This is a genomic window from Embleya sp. NPDC056575 (genome assembly GCF_042793325.1).
In the GTDB taxonomy this organism is placed as follows: Bacteria; Actinomycetota; Actinomycetes; order Streptomycetales; family Streptomycetaceae; genus Embleya.
Genome location: NZ_JBHTVA010000009.1, coordinates 113,358 through 130,155 on the forward strand (window position 1 = coordinate 113,358; position 16,798 = coordinate 130,155).

A 16,798-nucleotide genomic window follows, 5' to 3' on the forward strand; every position below is an offset into this window, starting at 1 on the left:
GGCTATCCCTTGGGCTTCTTGTAGCCCGCCGTGTCCACCGATGCCAGGATCCGGTTCAGGTCGGCGTCGTATTCGCGGGACAGGCCCGCCGTGGAGAACGAGATCATCGACTGCGGCAGCCACCACAGTTGCGGCTGGAACGAGTCGCCGCTCTTGCAGGTCACGCTGTACGACGCGTAGTCGTACTTGAGGCTGACCTTGCTCGGCTCGGCGAGCTTCTTGCCCTCCGACTTACTGGTCGGCGCCGCGGTCTCCTCGGGCTTGGTCACACAGGTCGGCGCGGCGCCCAGGGTCCAGCCCGCCGGATCCTTGAAGTCCACCTTGCGCTGATCGTTCTTGCCCACCCAGATCCGCAGCCCCGCGCGCTCGCAGGTGGTGCGCTGCGCGGCGGGCGTGGCGGCCGGCAGCACGCACACCTCGGTGTCGCTGACCTCCTTGAGCTCCCACGTGCTGGGCACCGCGAACTTCATGCCCTTGACGTCCTGGGTGAAGCCGCCCGGTTTGCCGGTGAGTTTCGGCGGTTGGGCGTTGGCGCTGTTGGTGTTCTTCTTCGTGCCCGCCTCGGGGTTGTCGTCGCCGCCGCCGCGCAGCGCGACCACCGCGCCCGCGCTGATCGCCACCACCGCCACCGCGCCGCCGATCATGATCGCCAGGCGTTTGCGGCCGGGGCGACCGCCGCCGGTACCGCCCTGTTGCCGGGCCGCGGCCCGACCGGTCGGCGGCGGCGTGTGTCCGCCGTGGGTGGCCGGGGGCGGGGTGAACGTGCCGGAGGGAGGCGGCTGGTGGTGGCCGGCCGGATAGCCCTGTCCGGTGCCGCCGTACTGCCCGGAGGGCGCCCCGTACGCGCCGGACTGCGCGGCGGGGACACCGTGCGTCCCGGAGGGTGCGCCGTACGCTCCCGACTGCGCCGCGGGCACGCCGTGCGTGCCGGAGGAGTCGCGGTACAGCGGCGGTTGGGTCGGCGAGGCGCCGTAGGGGTCGTGCGTGGGGGTGTTGTACGCGGCCGGCGGCGGGGTCTGCGGCGGTACGACCGGCGCGCCGAACGCGGCGGTGCCGCCGGAGCGCGCGGGCCCGCGCGGTGCCTCGTACACACGCGGCGGCGGGGTCTGCGGCACCTGCTGCTGCGACTGCTGCTGTACCTGCCACGGGCCGCCGGAGGCCGGCGTGGTCCACAACTGGCCGATCAGCGACGTCGCGTCGGCGACCGGGTCGAGCGAGGGCGCCGCGCCGGTGCCGAGCGCGCCGCGCCACACGTGGGTGACCGAGGCCAGCAACTCCCGGGCCTGCGGCCGGTAGTGCGGCTCCTTGTCACCCGCGCGCTTGACGATCAGGCGCAATACATCCGGTACGCCGGAAAGGTCGGCCTCCTCCTGGAGTACCCGCAGCGCGACGACCTCGGGCGCGCCCGTACCGAACGGGATCACCCCGGTGGCCGCGTAGGTGACCAGCATCGCCCACGCGTACACGTCGGCGGCCGGCGTGCTGTCGTGGCCCTTGAAACGTTCCGGGCTCATCCACGCCGGCGAGCCGATCATCATGCCGGTGCGGGTCAGCCCGCTGTCCTCCATCGACCGCGCGATACCCAGGTCGAGCACACGCGGTCCGGCGGGCGAGCAGATGATGTTCTGCGGCTTCAGGTCGCGGTGGATCACATCGGCGTCGTGCAGCGCGACCAGCGCCTCGGCGAGCCCGGCCGCGAGGCCCATCAGCTCGTCGCCGCGCATCGGACCGCCCTGGTTCACCCGTTTGTCCAGAGTCGGCCCGGGCACGTACTCGGTGGCGAACCACGGTGTCTCGGCGTCGACATCCGCGTCGAGCACGGGTGTGGTGCACGTGCCCTTGATCGCGCGCAGCAGGTTGACCTCGCGCGTGAACCTGGCCCGGAACTCGGGGTCGTCGGCGTACTGCGCGTGCACCACCTTGACCGCGACGCGGCGCTCCAGGCTGTCCAGCCCCGCGTAGACCGCGCCCATTCCACCCGCGCCCAGTCGACCCGTGATCCGGAACGGTCCGATGTGCTGCGGATCGCCCGGACGCAATTGACGTATCTCGGCGCCGCCGTCGGCCGTCATGGACGTGCCTCCCGTGTTGGTTCGCCGGCCCGCCGCTGCGGCCGTACCGGGATGGAATCCTCTCATCCGGTCTTGTGACCTCCCCAGGGCACCGGCTGGTTCCCCGTTCGGGGGAAAAGGCTCGCCTTACCCGCGGGTGGGCGTGATAGGCCAACGGGTGCGCCGGGTGTGGCAACGCCGCGGCGTGCGGCGAGTGTTGCCACACCGCACCGGTTGGCAGGCATCCGCCGGATCGCACCGCTTCCACGACGAAGGGCCAAAGATGAGGATCGTCGTCGACTTCGACAAGTGCAAGAGCAACGCGCTGTGCATGGCCGAGGCACCCGAGGTGTTCGAGGTACGGGAGGACAACTTCCTCTACATCCTGAACGAGAATCCGAGCGAGGAGTTGCGGCCGCAGGTGGAAGAGGCGATCCGGGTCTGTCCGACCCGGGCCATCTCGATCCTGGATTGAGCCGGCGCGGCCCGGGACGGGAGTTGCCCGCCCCGGGCCGATCGCGGCTCAGGAGGGGTCGCTCGGGCGGTCCGGGGAGGCGCCTCGGCTCGTCTGCCAACGGTCGCGGGCGTTGCGGGCCATGGTGGTGGACGCGCCCCGGGCGCCCTGCACCATCGCCGCCGACGCGTTGCGGGTGACCGACCAACCCCGGGCGAGCAGCTTGACGTTGACCACCACGGTGCCGGCGCTACGGTCGTGCCAGGTGCGCCGACGCGGGCCGAGCACGGCCAGCGGGTCCAGGAAGCCGACCAGGGCGAGCAGGGCGAACAACCCGGCCGTGCCCCACTGGCGAAGCGCCACCTCGTACCAGGTGAGCAGGACCGCCGCCCACGGCACCACCACGGCCACCAGGGTGCGCCGGGCCGCCCGCCAGGCGCCGACCGGCACCCGGCCGCGAACGGCCTGCGCCGATGTGCCCGCCGGGACCACCTTCGCGCCGACCATGATCTTGCCCAGCGTGCGGCCGAACCTGGCGTGCATGTACCAGTCGTAGAGCGCGGGCACCAGGAGATGGGCGAGGAGCAGCAGGAGCAGCAGCGTCTTGGTGGTCGACCACAGCCCGTCCACCGCCTCCAGCGGCGCCCGTTGCGCCTCGCCGGCGCGCCCGAACACGACGTCCAGGAAGGAGTCGCGGACCACCTTGGTGGGCAGGTCGGCGGCCTTGCCCTGGATGTAGTGGTAGGCCAGGAACCACAGCGGCAGCACCAGGGCGGTGGTGAGCAGGTAGTCCACGGTGCGGGCGATCAGCCGCATGGTCCGGGAGGCGAGCGGGAGTTCGCCGGGCGCCCCGGGCTCGACGCCCGGCGCGGGGTAGGACCGCGGCGGTGCCGGCGGGTGGGCGGGGCCGGGCGGTTGCGCCTGGACCGGGATCGGGCCCGGTGCGGTGACGGGTGCTTGGTGCCAGGACAGGTGTGGATCACCGTCGACGGAAGGTTGGTCCCCGTACGGCGACCCCGGCCCGCGTGGCGGCTGAGGAATCGTCATGACCGGGACGGTATCGCGCAGATCGTCCCTTCCGCCGGGCCGTGGAGCCAGTCGGGGGCACGCGGCGCGCGGAACGGCCGGATCGCGCCGGGTCCGAGTGCCGTCGAACCGCGTGCAGTCGGCCCGAGTGCGATGGGCCGATCGGGCGATCGGCGTGCTCAGCCCTTGAGTTCGCCCAGCGTCACATCGACCGTGGCCTTGGCGCCCCCGCCACCGCCGCGCAGCAGGTTCACCTTGACCCTGTCCCCCGGCTGCTTGCCGCCCAGCACCTCGGACAACGTCGAGACGTCGGTGACCGCCTGATCGTCGATCGTGGTGATCACGTCGCCGACCTGGATGCCGGCGGCCTTCGCGGCGCCGCCGTCCTGGATCGAGACCACACCGACGCCCGCGGCCCGGCCGTTGGGGCCGGCCACCGTGCGGACGGTGACGCCGAGGGCGGCTTTGCCGGAGTTGTCCACCTTGCCGTTCTTGATGATCTGATCGGTGATCGACCTGACCGTGTTGGCCGGGATCGCGAAGCCGATGCCCGGCGCCGCGCCGCCGTTGGTCTCGGGGTCGGTGGCGGCCAGGGTCGGGATGCCGATCACCTGGCTCTCCAGGTCGGCCAGCGCGCCACCGCTGTTGCCGGGGTTGATCGCGGCCGAGGTCTGGATGGCGCTGGAGATGGTGGCGCCCGGCGAGCCGGAGGTCTCGGGTTCGCTGACGACGCGGCCGACGGCGGAGACGATGCCTTCGGTGACGCTGGAGTCGAGGCCGAGCGGGTTGCCCATGGCCATGGTGATCTGACCGACCTGGAGCTTGCTCGAATCGGCGAACCGGGCGGGCTTGAGATCGGCGGGCGGGCTGTCGAGGCGGATCACCGCGAGGTCGTCCGGGGGAAAGGCGGCGACGAGCTTCGCGGTGATCGGCTTGCTCGCGTTCGGGAGGGTGACCTCGAACGAGGTGGCCTGGCCGACCACATGGGCGTTGGTGACGATGTTGCCCTTGTCGTCGTAGACGACCCCGGAGCCGAGGCCGGTCTTCGTGGTGATCTGGACCACCGAAGGCAGCACGTTGCGCACCACCTGCTGGTACTGCGCCTGGAGGTCGTTCGCCGGCCCGTTGCTCGGCGCCGCCGAGCCGGAGGCGACGTTGCCGTTGCCGTTGCCGCCGTCCGTGTTCTTCTTCGAGCCGTTGCCGTCGCTGCACCCACTCACCCCGCCGAGCACGAGCACCGCCGCCGTCACCACGATCGTGACCCGTCGCCGCGTCGTCCTGCCCACGATGTCTCCCTCGGTTCGGCGGCTGCCGCCGGCGACGGCTCGGTTGCCGGTCTCGGACCGGGTCCCCCGAGCATTCTTCGTACTAACCCCACCGGCGGACTTTTCACCGGGTCGCCGAGCCCATGCCTCTTTCGCCATGTGCTTGTTCGTGTCAAGTTGGGCCCGCACGTCGGCCCGGTGATTCCGGGACGACGCCGAAGACGCACCGAAGAGCCGGAGAGGTGGGCGGGCGCACGCATGCTGACGCTTCAGGAGATCTCGGACCGGATGGAGATCCAGGACCTGATGGTCCGCTACTCGCACGCGGTGGACACGGGCGACTGGGACGCCCTGGACACCGTCTTCACCGCCGACGCGCTGATCGACTACTCGGCGATGGGCGGCTCCAAGGGCGGCCTGGCCGAGACCAAGGAGTTCCTGGCGTCGGTGATGCCCGGCTTCGGCGCCTACCAGCACCTGATCGCCAACTCGTCGATCACGGTCGACGGCGACACCGCCACGGGCCGCACGATGTGCCACAACCCGATGGTGTTCAAGGGCGAGGACGACGAGACGCCGGGCCCGACGATGTTCTGCGGCCTGTGGTACCTGGACACCTTCACGCGCGTCGACGGCGAGTGGCGCATCTCGGCCCGCAGCGAGGAGAAGTCCTACATGTACATCGCGCCGACGGCCTGACCGGGGCGGCCGGGTCGGGGCGGCCGGGAAAATCCCGGGAACGGACCGGCGGGGGCGAGGTAGCTTCGAGGCATGATCCGCGAAGCCACCTCAGCCGACATCCCGGCCATCCACGCCCTGGTCCGCGAACTCGCGGACTACGAAAAGCTCCTGCACGAGGCCAAGGCCACCGAGGCCCAACTCCACACGGCCCTGTTCGGCCCGACCCCGGCGGCCTTCGCGCTGATCGCCGAGGACGACACCACCCACGAGGCCGTCGGTTTCGCCCTCTATTTCCTGTCCTTCAGCACATGGGAGGGCGTACACGGCATCTACCTCGAAGACCTGTACGTCCGCCCGGAAGCCCGAGGCGCCGGCCACGGCAAGGCCCTCCTCAAGCACCTGGCCCGAATCTGCACCACCAGGGGCTACGCCCGCCTCCAATGGGCGGTCCTCGACTGGAACACCCCCAGCATCGCCTTCTACGACTCCCTGGGCGCGGTCCACGAAAAGGAATGGCTCGGCTACCGCCTGACCGGCCACCCCCTAACCACCCTCGCCAACACCTGACCCACCTCCGCGGTTTATGCACGAACGCGGGTAACCCTTGCCCGTCTCGCACCCGCCCTCCTAGCGTCACCTCGAGGTAGTCGACCAACTACGGAGGGCGACACATGAAACTGTCACGCATCGCCGGCGGCGACCCCGAATGCCGTTCGGGTGACTGTCCGACCGTCTACACGACCGACCAAGACGGCACGATCGCCGTTCAAGGGTTCCTCGTGGATCACAAAACGCCCACGACCGAAGCCGTCGTGGCCGTGCCGGAAGAAGTACTGCGGGAGGCCGCGCGTGCACTTGGATGGTGAGCGCTGGGCCTCGTTCCTCGACACGTTCGAACGCGAGGCTTTCCGACTCGAAACCCTGCCCTCCTACTCCGTACGTGGTGAGGAACCGGAATACGCGGACTTCATGAGGACCGGGCGCCTGGACCTGCCCGAGGACGATCCATGGCTGACCAGGCTCGCCCGCTACCGTGCCGGCGGGCGCAAGGTCACCCGGGTACACATCGTCACGCCTCCCTTGTCCGATTATCTCCGCTACGAATTTGCGGCATACCACTACAATGTCGCGGCCGGTGAAGAAGTCAGGATCCTCGACACGACCAGACAGCGGGACGCCCCGCCCATGCCCTCCGATTTCTGGATGCTGGACGACTCGAAAGTCGTCGATATGCGATACGACGAGCACGGCGTCCAGTTGGCACGCGTCCTTCTCGAGTCCCCGGATCTCGATCGCTATCGGCAGGCAAAGGAATCGGCGCTGAACCTTTCCATCCCCTTCACGGAGTATCTCTCGGCTTGAACTTCGACCCGCAGCAAGCAGGCCGGGACCGGTTGCGCCTCGCTTCGGCTCTACGGGCCCTGCGTAGCGCGACCGGACTTTCCGGCGAACGCTTGGCCGCCCGCTGCGGCATGTCGCAAAGCAAAATCTCCAGAATCGAGACCGGGCGCACCCTGCCCACCCTCGTGGACGTGCGACACATCCTGACAGCCCTCGGGGTGGATGCCGCGACTGCCGAGGAGATTCGGCGTCTGGCAGAAATCGCAAACACCGAGTACGAGGATGTACGTACGTCGGTCAGACGTGGCCTGCACCACCGACAGCGCGAGCTTGCCATACTCGAAGCCGGCGCCGACCACATCCGACACTTCCTGCCGACGATGATCACCGGCCTGCTCCAAACGCCGGAGTACATGCGTCGAGCCCTGTCCCCCACCGTCGATCCGACGGCAGGCGACACCACGAAGACGATGGTCATGAAGCTTGAGCGCCAATCGGTGCTTCATGATGAGGAGAAACGCTTCGACTTTCTTCTGACGGAGTCGGCCACCCGCTGGCAACTTTGCCATCCCTCGGCCATGGCGCTGCAATTGGACCATCTCGTGGCGATATCGAGACTTCCTCGGATTCGGCTTCACATACTGCCACTTCGGCAACAGATGAACGACGCCCCGTTCAACACATTTGTCATCTACGACAGCCATCTGGTCACGGTCGAACTGTTCAGCGGTCGACTCATCCTCCGGGACCCCAAGGATATCGCCTACCATCGAGAGCTGTTCGACTATTTCGCGGCCCGATCGCTGTCCGGCGATGATGCTCGCCGACAAATCGAGTCATGGTCCGAATCGTTTCGACGGCAATCCATGCAGAAACGCGACTGAGATTGGACGCCGGCCGGCGGTTTCCCGTATTCATGGAATACGACTCCGGACCCTGTGAAGGGGGATTCCATGGCCAAACACCGCGATCCCGCGACCGATGATGGGCACAAGCCGGAGAAGCCTGTGCCGCCGCCGATTCCGCCGGACAAGCCTGCCGACCCCGGGACGCCGAAGGGGCGGTGGGGTGGGTGAGTGCCGAGGCGCGGGCGTTGTGGCGGGCCCGGGTGGAGTTGCTGCGGCGGGTCGAGGAAGCCGTCGGGGAGTTGCCGCAGGTGTGGCGGCAGGCGTTCGTCGGGGTGCCGAGGCATGTGTTCCTCCCCGACGTGGTGTGGCTGCGGCGGCCCGGCGGGGACCGGCACGAGCGGTGCGATCGGGTGCGGGAGCCGGAGCGCTGGTGGGCCGCCGCCTACGCGGACGCGCCGGTCGTCGTGCAGATGTGCGACGGCGGGGCGCCCCGGAGCGGCGGAGCCGAGTGGCCGTCGTCGTCCGCGTCCCAGCCCTCGATCGTGGCGGCCATGCTCCTGGCCCTCGATGTGGCCGACGGACACCGGGTGCTGGAGATCGGCACCGGCACCGGCTGGAACGCCGGATTGCTCGCCCACCGCCTCGACGACGACCGGCGCCTGGTGACCGTCGAGGTGGACGTGGACCTCGCCCGGATCGCCGAAGCCCGGTTGGCGGGCCTGGGCCGGCACCCCACCGTGGTCTGGGGCGACGGCGCCGAGGGGTGGGCGACCGGCGCACCCTACGACCGCATCCTGTCCACCGCCGCCGTGACCCACATCCCACCCGCCTGGATCCGGCAATGCCGACCCGGAGCCGTGATCGTCACCCCCTGGGCGAGCGCCTGGACCGCGAACGGGACCCTCGTGGCCACGGTGGACGAACGGGGTCGCGCCCACGGCCGATTCCGCGCCGGCGGGGCGTTCATGCACCTGCGCGGACACCGCTCACGCATCACCGACGTGGATCAGGTCTTCGCCCCGGACCACACCCCCGAACCCGGCATCACCACCCTCTCCCCCTGGGACGTGGCCGGCGCCGACCCGGTCGCCGAGTTCGCGATCGGCCTGATGGCGCCCGACATCTGGCACCACTGGGACGAGACCCCCGACGCCGACGGCGTACACACCCGCCTGTGGGTGGGCGACGAGGCCGGCACCTCGTGGGCGAGCGTCGACTACGACGGCCGGCAACTCACCACCTTCACCGTCCACCAACACGGCCCCCGCCCCCTGTGGACCGAAGTCGAATCGGCCTGGTCCCGATGGCACACCGCAGGCCGCCCCGACATCCCAGCCTTCGGCTGGACCGTCTCCCCCAACGGCACCCAACACGCCCGCGTACCCGAAGCCATGACCACGTACTTCACCGATCGTGGCGCCGACAGAACGTCCTGGCCCCTTTGAACAGCGGCACGCCTCCCCCGGTCACCGCCCCACAGGCGCGTGCGCCACCGGCCCACACGCAACAGGCCCTCGCATCAACTCAGCCGAACCGGAGGCGTCCTCGTGCCGCACCCTTCTCGCCCCTTCAGGGAACTCTTCGACCACTTCGATCATGAGGCTTTCAGACTCGAGACGTTGGACGACTACGGCCGTTCGGGCAATGTGGACGCGTATCGAGCGTTTCTTGCCGGGCAGCCGCGACCCGACAACTACAACGCCTCCTGGTTGTCGACGCTTCGGGAGCACACACAGGCAGGGCGGCGGGTCTACCGCGTGCATGTGCTGAGTCGACCCCTCACGCCGTATCTGCGGTTCCAACTGGGCTGGGGATATCGGACGAACATGACGGCTGGTGAGGAGTTCTTCATCCTCGACGTCACCGCACGGACCAATCCACTCGACGGGGTCGCGGACTTCTGGCTCTTCGATTCGGCCACCACCGCTGTGATGAGCTACGACCACTTCGGAGCCTTCACCGGCGCCGAAGTGTTGCCGCAGGAGCGGGCAACGGAGTTTGTTCGCTCCAGGGACATCGCACTTGCGACCGCCACGCCGTTCGCGGATTGGTGGGCGGCGCATGGTGACGCCGACCACTGATGGGCGTCATGAGCCTCGCGGGGCTTCCTGGTTCCGGCGCCCCGTGGCTGTGGCTGTGCCGAAGGCTGTGCACGCGGCGGTCAGGAGGAGGGGGAGGGCGGTCAGGGGGAAGAGTAGGGGTAGGGGGACGTGGGCGATGAGCGCGCCCGTGGCCGCCGCGCCCGCCGAGGTGCCGGCGTTGAGGGTGGTGTTGACCCAGGCGCCGATCCTGGTGCGGGTGTTCGGGGTCGCGGCGGCGTCGGCGAGCAGGTAGGCCGTGGTGATCGCCGGGGCCACGAACAGGCCGGTGAGCATGGCGCCCGCGGCCAGGACGTACAGGTTCGGGGACAGGCCCGCGGCGGCCAGGGACGCGCCCAACCCGAGGGCAAGCAGCGGCAGTCGGCGGTCGGCCGACACCCGCCAGGACACCGCGCCGTGCGCCAGCCCTCCGACCGCGCTGCCCACGGACAGGGCGGCCAGGATCCACGCCACCGCCGCCGACCGCCCCCGCTCGTCGGCGAACGCGACCGCGAGCAGATCGATCCCGCCCAGGGCCACCCCGACCCCGCCGGCCACCACCACCGCCCGCCACAACCCCGTGCCACCCGACGCCGGCCCGCCCTCGGCCACCTCCCCCGTCTCGGCTCCGCCGGCCTCGCCCGCCCGCCGCACCGCCGGCGAGCCCACCAGCGCCATCGTCCCGACCACGATCAAGGACGCGGCCAGCACCACCCCGGCCGCCGCCGGCGCCCACCCCACGAGCAGGCCCACCAGCAGCGGCCCGGAGGCGAACACGATCTCCTCGGCCACCCCGTCCAGGCTGTACGCCCGCTGCAACAGCTCGCGGTCCGGGGCCAGTTCGCTCCACACCGCGCGCATCACCGGCCCCACCGGCGGCGTACAGGCCCCGGCCGCCGCCACCGCGACGCCCACCCACACCGCCGAGGCCCCGGGCCGCCACGTGGCCACCGCGATCCCGACCAACAACACCGCGTACAACACGACCATCGGCGGCAACACCCGCCGCGCCCCGTACCGATCGACCAACCCGGCCCGCATCGGCGACAACAACACACTCGTCGCCCCGAACAACGCCATCACGGTGCCGGCCACCGCATACGACCCGGTCCCGGATTTCACCGCGAGCAACAACGACAACGGGATCGTCCCGTACGACAACCGCCCGAGCATCGCGGCCCCGAACGCCCGCCGGGCATGGGGAATCCGCAACACGGCGGCATAGGAAGGAGCCGACCCGGAACGCGCGTCGGCGGAAGGCATGGCTGCCATAGGGGGAATTCCTCCGAAAGGTCGGCACGGCCCGGCCGCACCGACACGCCTGCGTGGACGCCGAATCAGCCGCGCAACCCCGTCGACGGGGGCGCGGCCGGTGCGGGGTCCTACGCACACAGGAGGAACATGGCGACCAACCTAGCAATCCGAGCCGACCGCCGACACCCGAATACGACGACCACGGCCCCCGTCCGCCGTCGTCGTCCGGCGGCACGAGAGAGCCCGGAAGGGCGCCGGACGAACCCGCGCACATCGGGTCGGCCGAGGCGCCCCCGACGCGCTACTTCTTCGGCGCCGCCGTCAGCCCCGTGCACGGCCGCAGGGTGTCGCGGCGGTCCAGGATGCGCTTCGCCTCGGCGCCGGTCGCCGGCATCGGCACGCCACGGTTGTCGATCGAGGCCGGGGTGAACTTCTCCCCGACGACCTTGCCGTCCTTGATGGTCAGCGTCGCGACGCCGGTGTCGTTCGAGTTCGGGTACGGAGAGGTGCCGTACCAGAGGAAGTTGCCGTAGCCGTAGCCCACATACGTGCTGCCCATCCAGCCCGCGCCCTGCATCACGTGGGCGTGCGTGCCCAGGACGGCCGCCGCCCCCGCGTCGGCGAGCTTGCGGGTCAGGCCGGTCTGGTCCGTGCTCGGGCACTTGTCGCCCTCGATGCCCCAGTGCATGTACACGATCACCACGTCGGCCTGGGCCTTCGCGTCCTTCACCGCCCGCACCAGCCGATCGGCCTGGAGCGCGCTCGCTATGCCGGGCTTGCCCGCCCCGGCCCGGTAGAGCTGGTTCGTGATGTCCTGCACCTGGCTCGCGGCCACGAACGCGACCTTGACACCCTTCACGTTCTTGACGAACGGGCGATAGGCCTGATCGGCGTCCTTGCCGATGCCGACCACGCCGATCGGCGGGTTCCGCACCGCGGCGATCGAGTCCTCCAGGCCGACCTTGCCGTAGTCCACCGCGTGGTTGTTGGCCATGCTGACCACATCCACGCCGACCGTCTTCAGCTCCGTCAACGCCGTCGCCGGGGCCCGGAAGTGGTACGTCTTGTTCTCCGGCGTACCGCGCTCGGTGATCGCCGACTCCAGGTTGACCATCGCCAGATCCGCGTCCGCGAGGGTGCGACCGATCGGGCCGAGCGCCCCCTCCGCGCCCGCGTTCAGGCGCGGCACCGTGCGCTCGAAGAAGTGCACGTCGCCCGCGAGCGCGACGGTGATCTCCGTACCCGGCGCGGCCTGCGCGGGCGGCGGCGCCGACGCGCCGCCCGGGGCCGCCGAGGACCCCGCCGGATCGGGCACCGCGGCGTTCTCCACCTTCTTCGAGGAGTCACCGGAGTCGCCCGAATCGGACATGAACCCGCACGAGGCGAGACCGGCGATCAGCAGTGGAGCGAGGCCGAGCGCGACGGTCCGGCGGCGGGGTATATGCACGCGGACAAGGTAGCCCAGCAACGTACGCGCCCGTACGCGCGCCGGAGCGTGACGAGAATTACCCCTTCCGCGTGTGACGCATCAGCCGTTCAGCGCCTCATAGACCCGGTCGCACAGCTCCGGGTGCATGTCGAAGTAGCCCTCCTCGTCCACCTCGAACGCCCCGGTCCGAAAGCTCTCGGTGACCGTGCGCAGCATCAACGGGATGGACGCGTACACCATCGGCTCGTCCGCGCCCTGGACGAAACTGGCCACCTGCACGTCCGTCCCATCCCAGATCGCGGCGTAGAAGTCGGCGGCCGGGGACACCAGCAGCGGCAACCACCGCACACCCTCCGGCTGGTCCATCTCGACCTCTTCGCGAAACTCCAGCGCCTCGGCCAGGCTGACCAGGACGTAGCCCGGTATGAACGACGCCTCGTCCACCAACTGGTCCGGCTCCTCGCGGGTGCCGTCGGCCCAGCCGAACCAGGAGACCAGTTCGGCGGGCACCCCGGCACCCATCCGGGTGTGCACCGCCTCTGCCGGCAGACCGGGCTCCAGGAGGGCCACCACGGGGCGACCGAGACCGACCAGCTCCGCCCGCACGGCGTCCAGACCTTCGTGAACGGCGTCCATGCCACGTCCCTTGTTTTGTTCGGCTGTGTGTTGTTCGGCTGTGTGTTGTTCCGCCGCCGGATCGTTCGGCCGCGTCGATGTCGGGCCGGGCCGGGCCGAACCGAGGGGATCAAGGGTGACAGACGTTCGAGCGATCGGCGCACCATGCCTTGATTCCGTACACGCGGGGTAGCCGCCGAAGAGGCGGCCCACCGAACAGGCATCCGAGCGGGTCGGGAAACGGCACCGAACACACCGGCGAGGGAGCGAGCGTGGACGCGTGGTTCGACCCGATCATGGACTTCGCCGGCTCTCCCTGGGCCTACCTGATCGTCTTCCTCGCCGCGCTCCTGGACGCGATGTTGCCGATCCTGCCGAGCGAGAGCGCGCTGATCGCGTGCGGCGTGTTCGCCACCGCCGGCGGCTTCTCGCCCAATCTTTTCCTGCTCATCGCGGCCGGCGCGCTGGGCGCCTTCCTCGGCGACAACATCACCTACGCGATCGGCCGCCGGGCCGAACCGTTCGCGAACAGGCACATGCTCAACGGCGAGCGCGGACGCCGGGCCCGGAAGCGGGCGGAACGTTGGCTGGCCGAACGCGGCGGCGTGATGATCGTGGTCGGCCGCTACATCCCCGGCGGGCGTACCGCGGTCGCCCTGGTCGCCGGGATGGTCGAGTACCCGGTCGCGCGGTTCCGGGCGTTCACCGCGATCGCGGCCCTGGCCTGGGCGACGTACGGCGTACTGCTCGGTTTCTGGGGCGGGAGCGCGTTCAAGGACAATCCGCTGATGGGCATCGCGGCGGGGCTGGCCACCGCGGCGGCGATCACCGTCCTGATCGAGGTCGTCCGCCGCGTCGTCACCGCCCGCAACCGGCGCCGCCGCAAGGCCGCCGGCACTCGGCCGGGCGGCGGCGACACGCGCGAGGGCGCCCAGTCCTCGGTGTCGTAGGCGCCGCGGATCCGCCCGCGCCTCGCGGCGGGACCGGCGGCCGAAACGCACGAGGCCACCGGGACGCCCCGATGGCCTCGTGCTCGTGCTCGTATGCGTGACTCGTACTCGTGCGACCGATCGGCCTCGGCTACGCCGTGGGGTACGGGAGCGGCAGCACCGCGCTCGTCGGCAGCACCTCGACCTTGAGGTCGGGGTCCGGGCCCGCGCCCTGGAAGCGGCCGAACTTCGGCACCGCGTTGCGGCGGTACTTGGTGGTCGAGTGCTCCGGGTCCTTGTCGAACTCCGGGATGACCTGGTTGCCGAAGAGCTCGATCATCTCGAGGTTCTCCTCGTGCGTCATGCCGTCGTTGATACCGAAGACGAGCTGGTCACAGCCCACCTCCTGGTACGCCTTGACCTGCTCGCACACCTCGTCCGGGGTGCCGACCAGCATGTAGCCGCCCTCGATCAGCTGGTCGAGCAGTTCGTCGCCGCCCATCGAGAGGTCGAAGGTGGGCGACGGCCAGGTGATCGCGTCCGCCGACTTCGGCATGGTGTCGTGGTACAGGTTCACCAGGGTGACCAGGTAGCCGCGGCCCTTGCTGAGCGCGATCTCGCGGGCGCGCTTGCGGTCGGACAGACAGATGACGGCGTTCGTCATCATCACGTTGTTGTTCTGGTAGTCGCCGACGATCTCGACCGGGTTCTCGGCGGCTTCCTTGTATGCCTCGATGCGGCCCTTGAGGTTGTAGACCGGTTCGAAGTTGAACGCGATCGCGCCGATGCCCATCGAGCCGGCCTTGCCGAAGGTGGCCGGGTTGCCGCAGGCCACCCAGATCGGCGGGTGCGACTCGCCGTACGGCTTCGGGTGGATGTCGTGCGGGGTCGGCACGGTGAAGTGGTCGCCCTCGAACGTGTAGTCGGTCTGCGCCCACATCCGCGGGATCTCGCGAACGACCTCGTCCCACTCGGTCTTCGTCGAGTTCTTGTCCATGATGTTGAACGAGGCCATCTCGTGGCTGCCCGCGCCGCGGCCGGTGCCCCACTCGAAGCGGCCCTCGGTGATGTGGTCCATCATCGCGGCGCGCTCGGCGTAGCGGACCGGGTGTTCCTTGCGCGGCGACAGGCTGTTGATGCCGGTCGCGAGGTGGATCCGCTCGGTCTTCGCGGCGACGTAGCCGATGACGACCTCGGGGGCCGACATGTGGCTGTACTCGACCAGACCGTGGTGCTCGCCGAACCAGGCGTACTTCCAGTTGTGCTTGTCGGCCTTGATGGCCAATTCCATCTCGCGCATGAGCACCAGGTGCTCACTCGCGCGATCGTGAGCGGCCGGACCGGGGGTGTACCCGTTCAGGAAGATGCCGAACTCCACGTGGAGCCTCCCAAATCGCCTGGTTCAACCGGCGCTGCGTACGCCTGTATGAGGTCTGCGTACGGGACAGTATGCGAGCGTCGGCCCGAACTTTGTTTACACGTGGCTAACGTCACGTCAGATGCCAGGCGCCGCCCGGGACATCGAGCTGACGCATAGTCAGATCCTCTCGCGACAGAGGCCGAAGTTCCAGCAAACGCGGGCTTTGTGGCCCTCGACACCCCCGGGCGCGGGGAGTTCAGCGCACGGTCGTACGGGCCAGCAGCAGCGTCACGTCGTCCCGGTGACCGGTCAGATCGGCGAGCCCGAACAACCGCTCCGCCGTCGCCTCCAGGTCCAGGCCGCGACTGCGCTCGAAGCGGTGCGCCAGGCGTTCCATGCCGCGGTCCAAGGACAGCTGCGGGCCCTCGACCAGGCCGTCGGTGACCAGGACCAGCGTCGCGCCCGGGGCCATGGTCAGGGTCGTACACGGATACGCCTGGTCCGCGAGCATGCCCAGGGGCAGACCGCCCTCGACGTCCTCGATCCGCGGCATCCCGGCCGGGTCGGCGAGCAGCAGCGGCGGGTGCGCGGCGCGGGCGACCCGGAGCCGGCCGGTCGCCGGTTCCAGGTAGGCCAGCGTGCAGGTGGCGTGGGCCGGGCCGGGGAAGCGGTCGAGGAAGTCGTTCACCAGGCCGAGGGCCCGGCCGGGGTCGGGGGTGACCACGGCGTAGGCGTGCAGCAGGGTCCGGATCCTGGCCATGATCGGCGCCGTGCCCGCGCCGTGTCCCTGGACGTCGCCGACCACGAGCGCGACCTGACCGTCGTCGAGGGTGAACACGTCGTACCAGTCGCCGCCCACGCCGAACTCGTCCTGCGCGGGCCGATGCCGCACGGCCAGGTCCAGGCCGCCGACCGGTTCCGGATGGGACGGCGACACACCCGCGCGAAACGCCTCGGCGAAGTCGCGGTACGGCGGCGGCGCGACCGGCTCGGCGCCGAGCGCGCGGCTGACCCGACCCGCCACGTCCGGCGGCATCCCGCCGGCGGCCGACGCGGCGGCGGCGTCCGCGTACCAGTCGGTGCGGATCGCCATCAGCGTATGCGCCTCCTCCTGCCAGGCGTCCGTACTGACGGTGAGGCTGCCGTCCTCCTGCTGATAAACCCGCCAGGCGGTCGCGGGGTCGTACCGGTGATCCCGCGTCCCCGACGAAACCACCAACCGCCCGGCCCCCGAAGCACCGCCGACCACTACCACTCCTCCCAGCCCACACCACCACAAACCCCAACGCCCCACCCCCCAAAAGGCAACGCCCCTTACGCCAAAACCCACCCAATCCCCAACTCGCGGGGTCGCGGGGTCGCGGGGCTGCGGGGCTGCGGGGCTGCGGGGCTGCGGGGCTGCGGGGCTGCGGGGCTGCGGGGCTGCGGGGCTGCGGGGCTGCGGGGCTGCGGGGCTGCGGGGCTGCG

General features: G+C 70.2%; 17 protein-coding genes. 9 read left to right on the forward strand and 8 right to left on the reverse strand.

Annotated elements, in window-relative coordinates; translation table 11 throughout:
• Positions 1 to 2: 2 nt before the first annotated feature.
• Positions 3 to 2,072 (reverse strand): serine/threonine protein kinase, encoded by a 2,070-nt coding sequence (locus ACFRCG_RS09355; RefSeq protein ID WP_380030186.1) that lies wholly within the window; start codon positions 2,070 to 2,072, stop codon positions 3 to 5.
• A gap of 262 nt (positions 2,073 to 2,334) precedes the next feature.
• On the opposite strand from ACFRCG_RS09355, the gene ACFRCG_RS09360 reads away from it, so the two are divergent.
• On the forward strand, positions 2,335 to 2,526 hold the full coding sequence (locus ACFRCG_RS09360; protein WP_380003509.1) for a ferredoxin: 192 nt from the start codon (positions 2,335 to 2,337) through the stop codon (positions 2,524 to 2,526).
• A 48-nt stretch (positions 2,527 to 2,574) separates the two neighbouring features.
• Here ACFRCG_RS09360 and ACFRCG_RS09365 read toward each other — a convergent pair whose 3' ends face one another.
• Positions 2,575 to 3,552, reverse strand: coding sequence for an RDD family protein (locus tag ACFRCG_RS09365; protein WP_380030187.1), 978 nt, complete (start codon positions 3,550 to 3,552; stop codon positions 2,575 to 2,577).
• 158 nt (positions 3,553 to 3,710) lie between these two features.
• Positions 3,711 to 4,817, reverse strand: a complete 1,107-nt coding sequence (locus tag ACFRCG_RS09370) for a S1C family serine protease (protein ID WP_380030189.1) — start codon at positions 4,815 to 4,817, stop codon at positions 3,711 to 3,713.
• Between the two features lie 237 nt (positions 4,818 to 5,054).
• Here ACFRCG_RS09370 and ACFRCG_RS09375 point away from each other — a divergent pair, with 237 nt between their 5' ends.
• The 7 genes from ACFRCG_RS09375 (at position 5,055) to ACFRCG_RS09405 (ending at position 9,747) form a co-directional block, all read left to right on the forward strand.
• On the forward strand, positions 5,055 to 5,495 hold the full coding sequence (locus ACFRCG_RS09375) for a nuclear transport factor 2 family protein (protein WP_078976058.1): 441 nt from the start codon (positions 5,055 to 5,057) through the stop codon (positions 5,493 to 5,495).
• A 72-nt stretch (positions 5,496 to 5,567) separates the two neighbouring features.
• Entirely contained in the window at positions 5,568 to 6,044 is a 477-nt protein-coding gene (locus ACFRCG_RS09380; protein ID WP_380030190.1) for a GNAT family N-acetyltransferase, read from the forward strand.
• A gap of 104 nt (positions 6,045 to 6,148) precedes the next feature.
• Positions 6,149 to 6,343: a hypothetical protein gene (locus ACFRCG_RS09385; protein WP_380030191.1), complete on the forward strand. Its 195-nt coding sequence runs from the start codon at positions 6,149 to 6,151 to the stop codon at positions 6,341 to 6,343.
• Positions 6,327 to 6,839 carry a DUF6879 family protein gene (locus ACFRCG_RS09390; RefSeq protein WP_380030192.1) on the forward strand — a complete coding sequence of 171 codons (513 nt, stop codon included), beginning with the start codon at positions 6,327 to 6,329 and terminating at the stop codon, positions 6,837 to 6,839. The genes ACFRCG_RS09385 and ACFRCG_RS09390 overlap by 17 nt, the downstream gene beginning before the upstream one ends.
• Entirely contained in the window at positions 6,836 to 7,702 is an 867-nt protein-coding gene (locus ACFRCG_RS09395) for a helix-turn-helix domain-containing protein (protein WP_380030193.1), read from the forward strand. The genes ACFRCG_RS09390 and ACFRCG_RS09395 overlap by 4 nt, the downstream gene beginning before the upstream one ends.
• Before the next feature lie 188 nt (positions 7,703 to 7,890).
• Complete coding sequence (locus ACFRCG_RS09400; RefSeq protein WP_380030194.1) at positions 7,891 to 9,111, forward strand: methyltransferase domain-containing protein; 1,221 nt, start codon at positions 7,891 to 7,893, stop codon at positions 9,109 to 9,111.
• A 102-nt stretch (positions 9,112 to 9,213) separates the two neighbouring features.
• The gene (locus ACFRCG_RS09405) at positions 9,214 to 9,747 is read left to right on the forward strand and encodes a DUF6879 family protein (RefSeq protein ID WP_380030195.1); all 534 of its coding nucleotides are present in this window, start codon (positions 9,214 to 9,216) and stop codon (positions 9,745 to 9,747) included.
• A gap of 6 nt (positions 9,748 to 9,753) precedes the next feature.
• Here ACFRCG_RS09405 and ACFRCG_RS09410 read toward each other — a convergent pair whose 3' ends face one another.
• From ACFRCG_RS09410 to ACFRCG_RS09420, 3 genes are all read right to left on the reverse strand, one after another.
• Positions 9,754 to 11,016 carry an MFS transporter gene (locus ACFRCG_RS09410; RefSeq protein WP_380030197.1) on the reverse strand — a complete coding sequence of 421 codons (1,263 nt, stop codon included), beginning with the start codon at positions 11,014 to 11,016 and terminating at the stop codon, positions 9,754 to 9,756.
• Positions 11,017 to 11,299: 283 nt separating this feature from the next.
• Complete coding sequence (locus tag ACFRCG_RS09415; protein ID WP_380030198.1) at positions 11,300 to 12,445, reverse strand: CapA family protein; 1,146 nt, start codon at positions 12,443 to 12,445, stop codon at positions 11,300 to 11,302.
• Between the two features lie 81 nt (positions 12,446 to 12,526).
• On the reverse strand, positions 12,527 to 13,063 hold the full coding sequence (locus ACFRCG_RS09420; RefSeq protein WP_126636536.1) for a hypothetical protein: 537 nt from the start codon (positions 13,061 to 13,063) through the stop codon (positions 12,527 to 12,529).
• A gap of 251 nt (positions 13,064 to 13,314) precedes the next feature.
• Here ACFRCG_RS09420 and ACFRCG_RS09425 point away from each other — a divergent pair, with 251 nt between their 5' ends.
• Positions 13,315 to 13,992 carry a DedA family protein gene (locus tag ACFRCG_RS09425; RefSeq protein WP_380030199.1) on the forward strand — a complete coding sequence of 226 codons (678 nt, stop codon included), beginning with the start codon at positions 13,315 to 13,317 and terminating at the stop codon, positions 13,990 to 13,992.
• A gap of 130 nt (positions 13,993 to 14,122) precedes the next feature.
• Here the strand turns inward: ACFRCG_RS09425 and ACFRCG_RS09430 are convergent, their stop codons facing one another.
• Together ACFRCG_RS09430 and ACFRCG_RS09435 are read right to left on the reverse strand one after the other, a co-directional pair.
• Positions 14,123 to 15,349 (reverse strand): LLM class flavin-dependent oxidoreductase, encoded by a 1,227-nt coding sequence (locus ACFRCG_RS09430; RefSeq protein WP_078976065.1) that lies wholly within the window; start codon positions 15,347 to 15,349, stop codon positions 14,123 to 14,125.
• A 238-nt stretch (positions 15,350 to 15,587) separates the two neighbouring features.
• Entirely contained in the window at positions 15,588 to 16,580 is a 993-nt protein-coding gene (locus ACFRCG_RS09435; protein ID WP_380030200.1) for a PP2C family protein-serine/threonine phosphatase, read from the reverse strand.
• Positions 16,581 to 16,798 lie beyond the last annotated feature (218 nt).

Excerpts from the sequence above, each read along its gene's own strand:
- ACFRCG_RS09355 (WP_380030186.1), bottom strand. The coding sequence starts at position 2,072 with ATGACGGCCGACGGCGGCGCCGAGATACGTCAATTGCGTCCGGGCGAT.
- ACFRCG_RS09360 (WP_380003509.1), top strand. The coding sequence starts at position 2,335 with ATGAGGATCGTCGTCGACTTCGACAAGTGCAAGAGCAACGCGCTGTGC.
- ACFRCG_RS09365 (WP_380030187.1), bottom strand. The coding sequence starts at position 3,552 with ATGACGATTCCTCAGCCGCCACGCGGGCCGGGGTCGCCGTACGGGGAC.
- ACFRCG_RS09375 (WP_078976058.1), top strand. The coding sequence starts at position 5,055 with ATGCTGACGCTTCAGGAGATCTCGGACCGGATGGAGATCCAGGACCTG.
- ACFRCG_RS09380 (WP_380030190.1), top strand. The coding sequence starts at position 5,568 with ATGATCCGCGAAGCCACCTCAGCCGACATCCCGGCCATCCACGCCCTG.
- ACFRCG_RS09385 (WP_380030191.1), top strand. The coding sequence starts at position 6,149 with ATGAAACTGTCACGCATCGCCGGCGGCGACCCCGAATGCCGTTCGGGT.
- ACFRCG_RS09410 (WP_380030197.1), bottom strand. The coding sequence starts at position 11,016 with ATGGCAGCCATGCCTTCCGCCGACGCGCGTTCCGGGTCGGCTCCTTCC.
- ACFRCG_RS09420 (WP_126636536.1), bottom strand. The coding sequence starts at position 13,063 with ATGGACGCCGTTCACGAAGGTCTGGACGCCGTGCGGGCGGAGCTGGTC.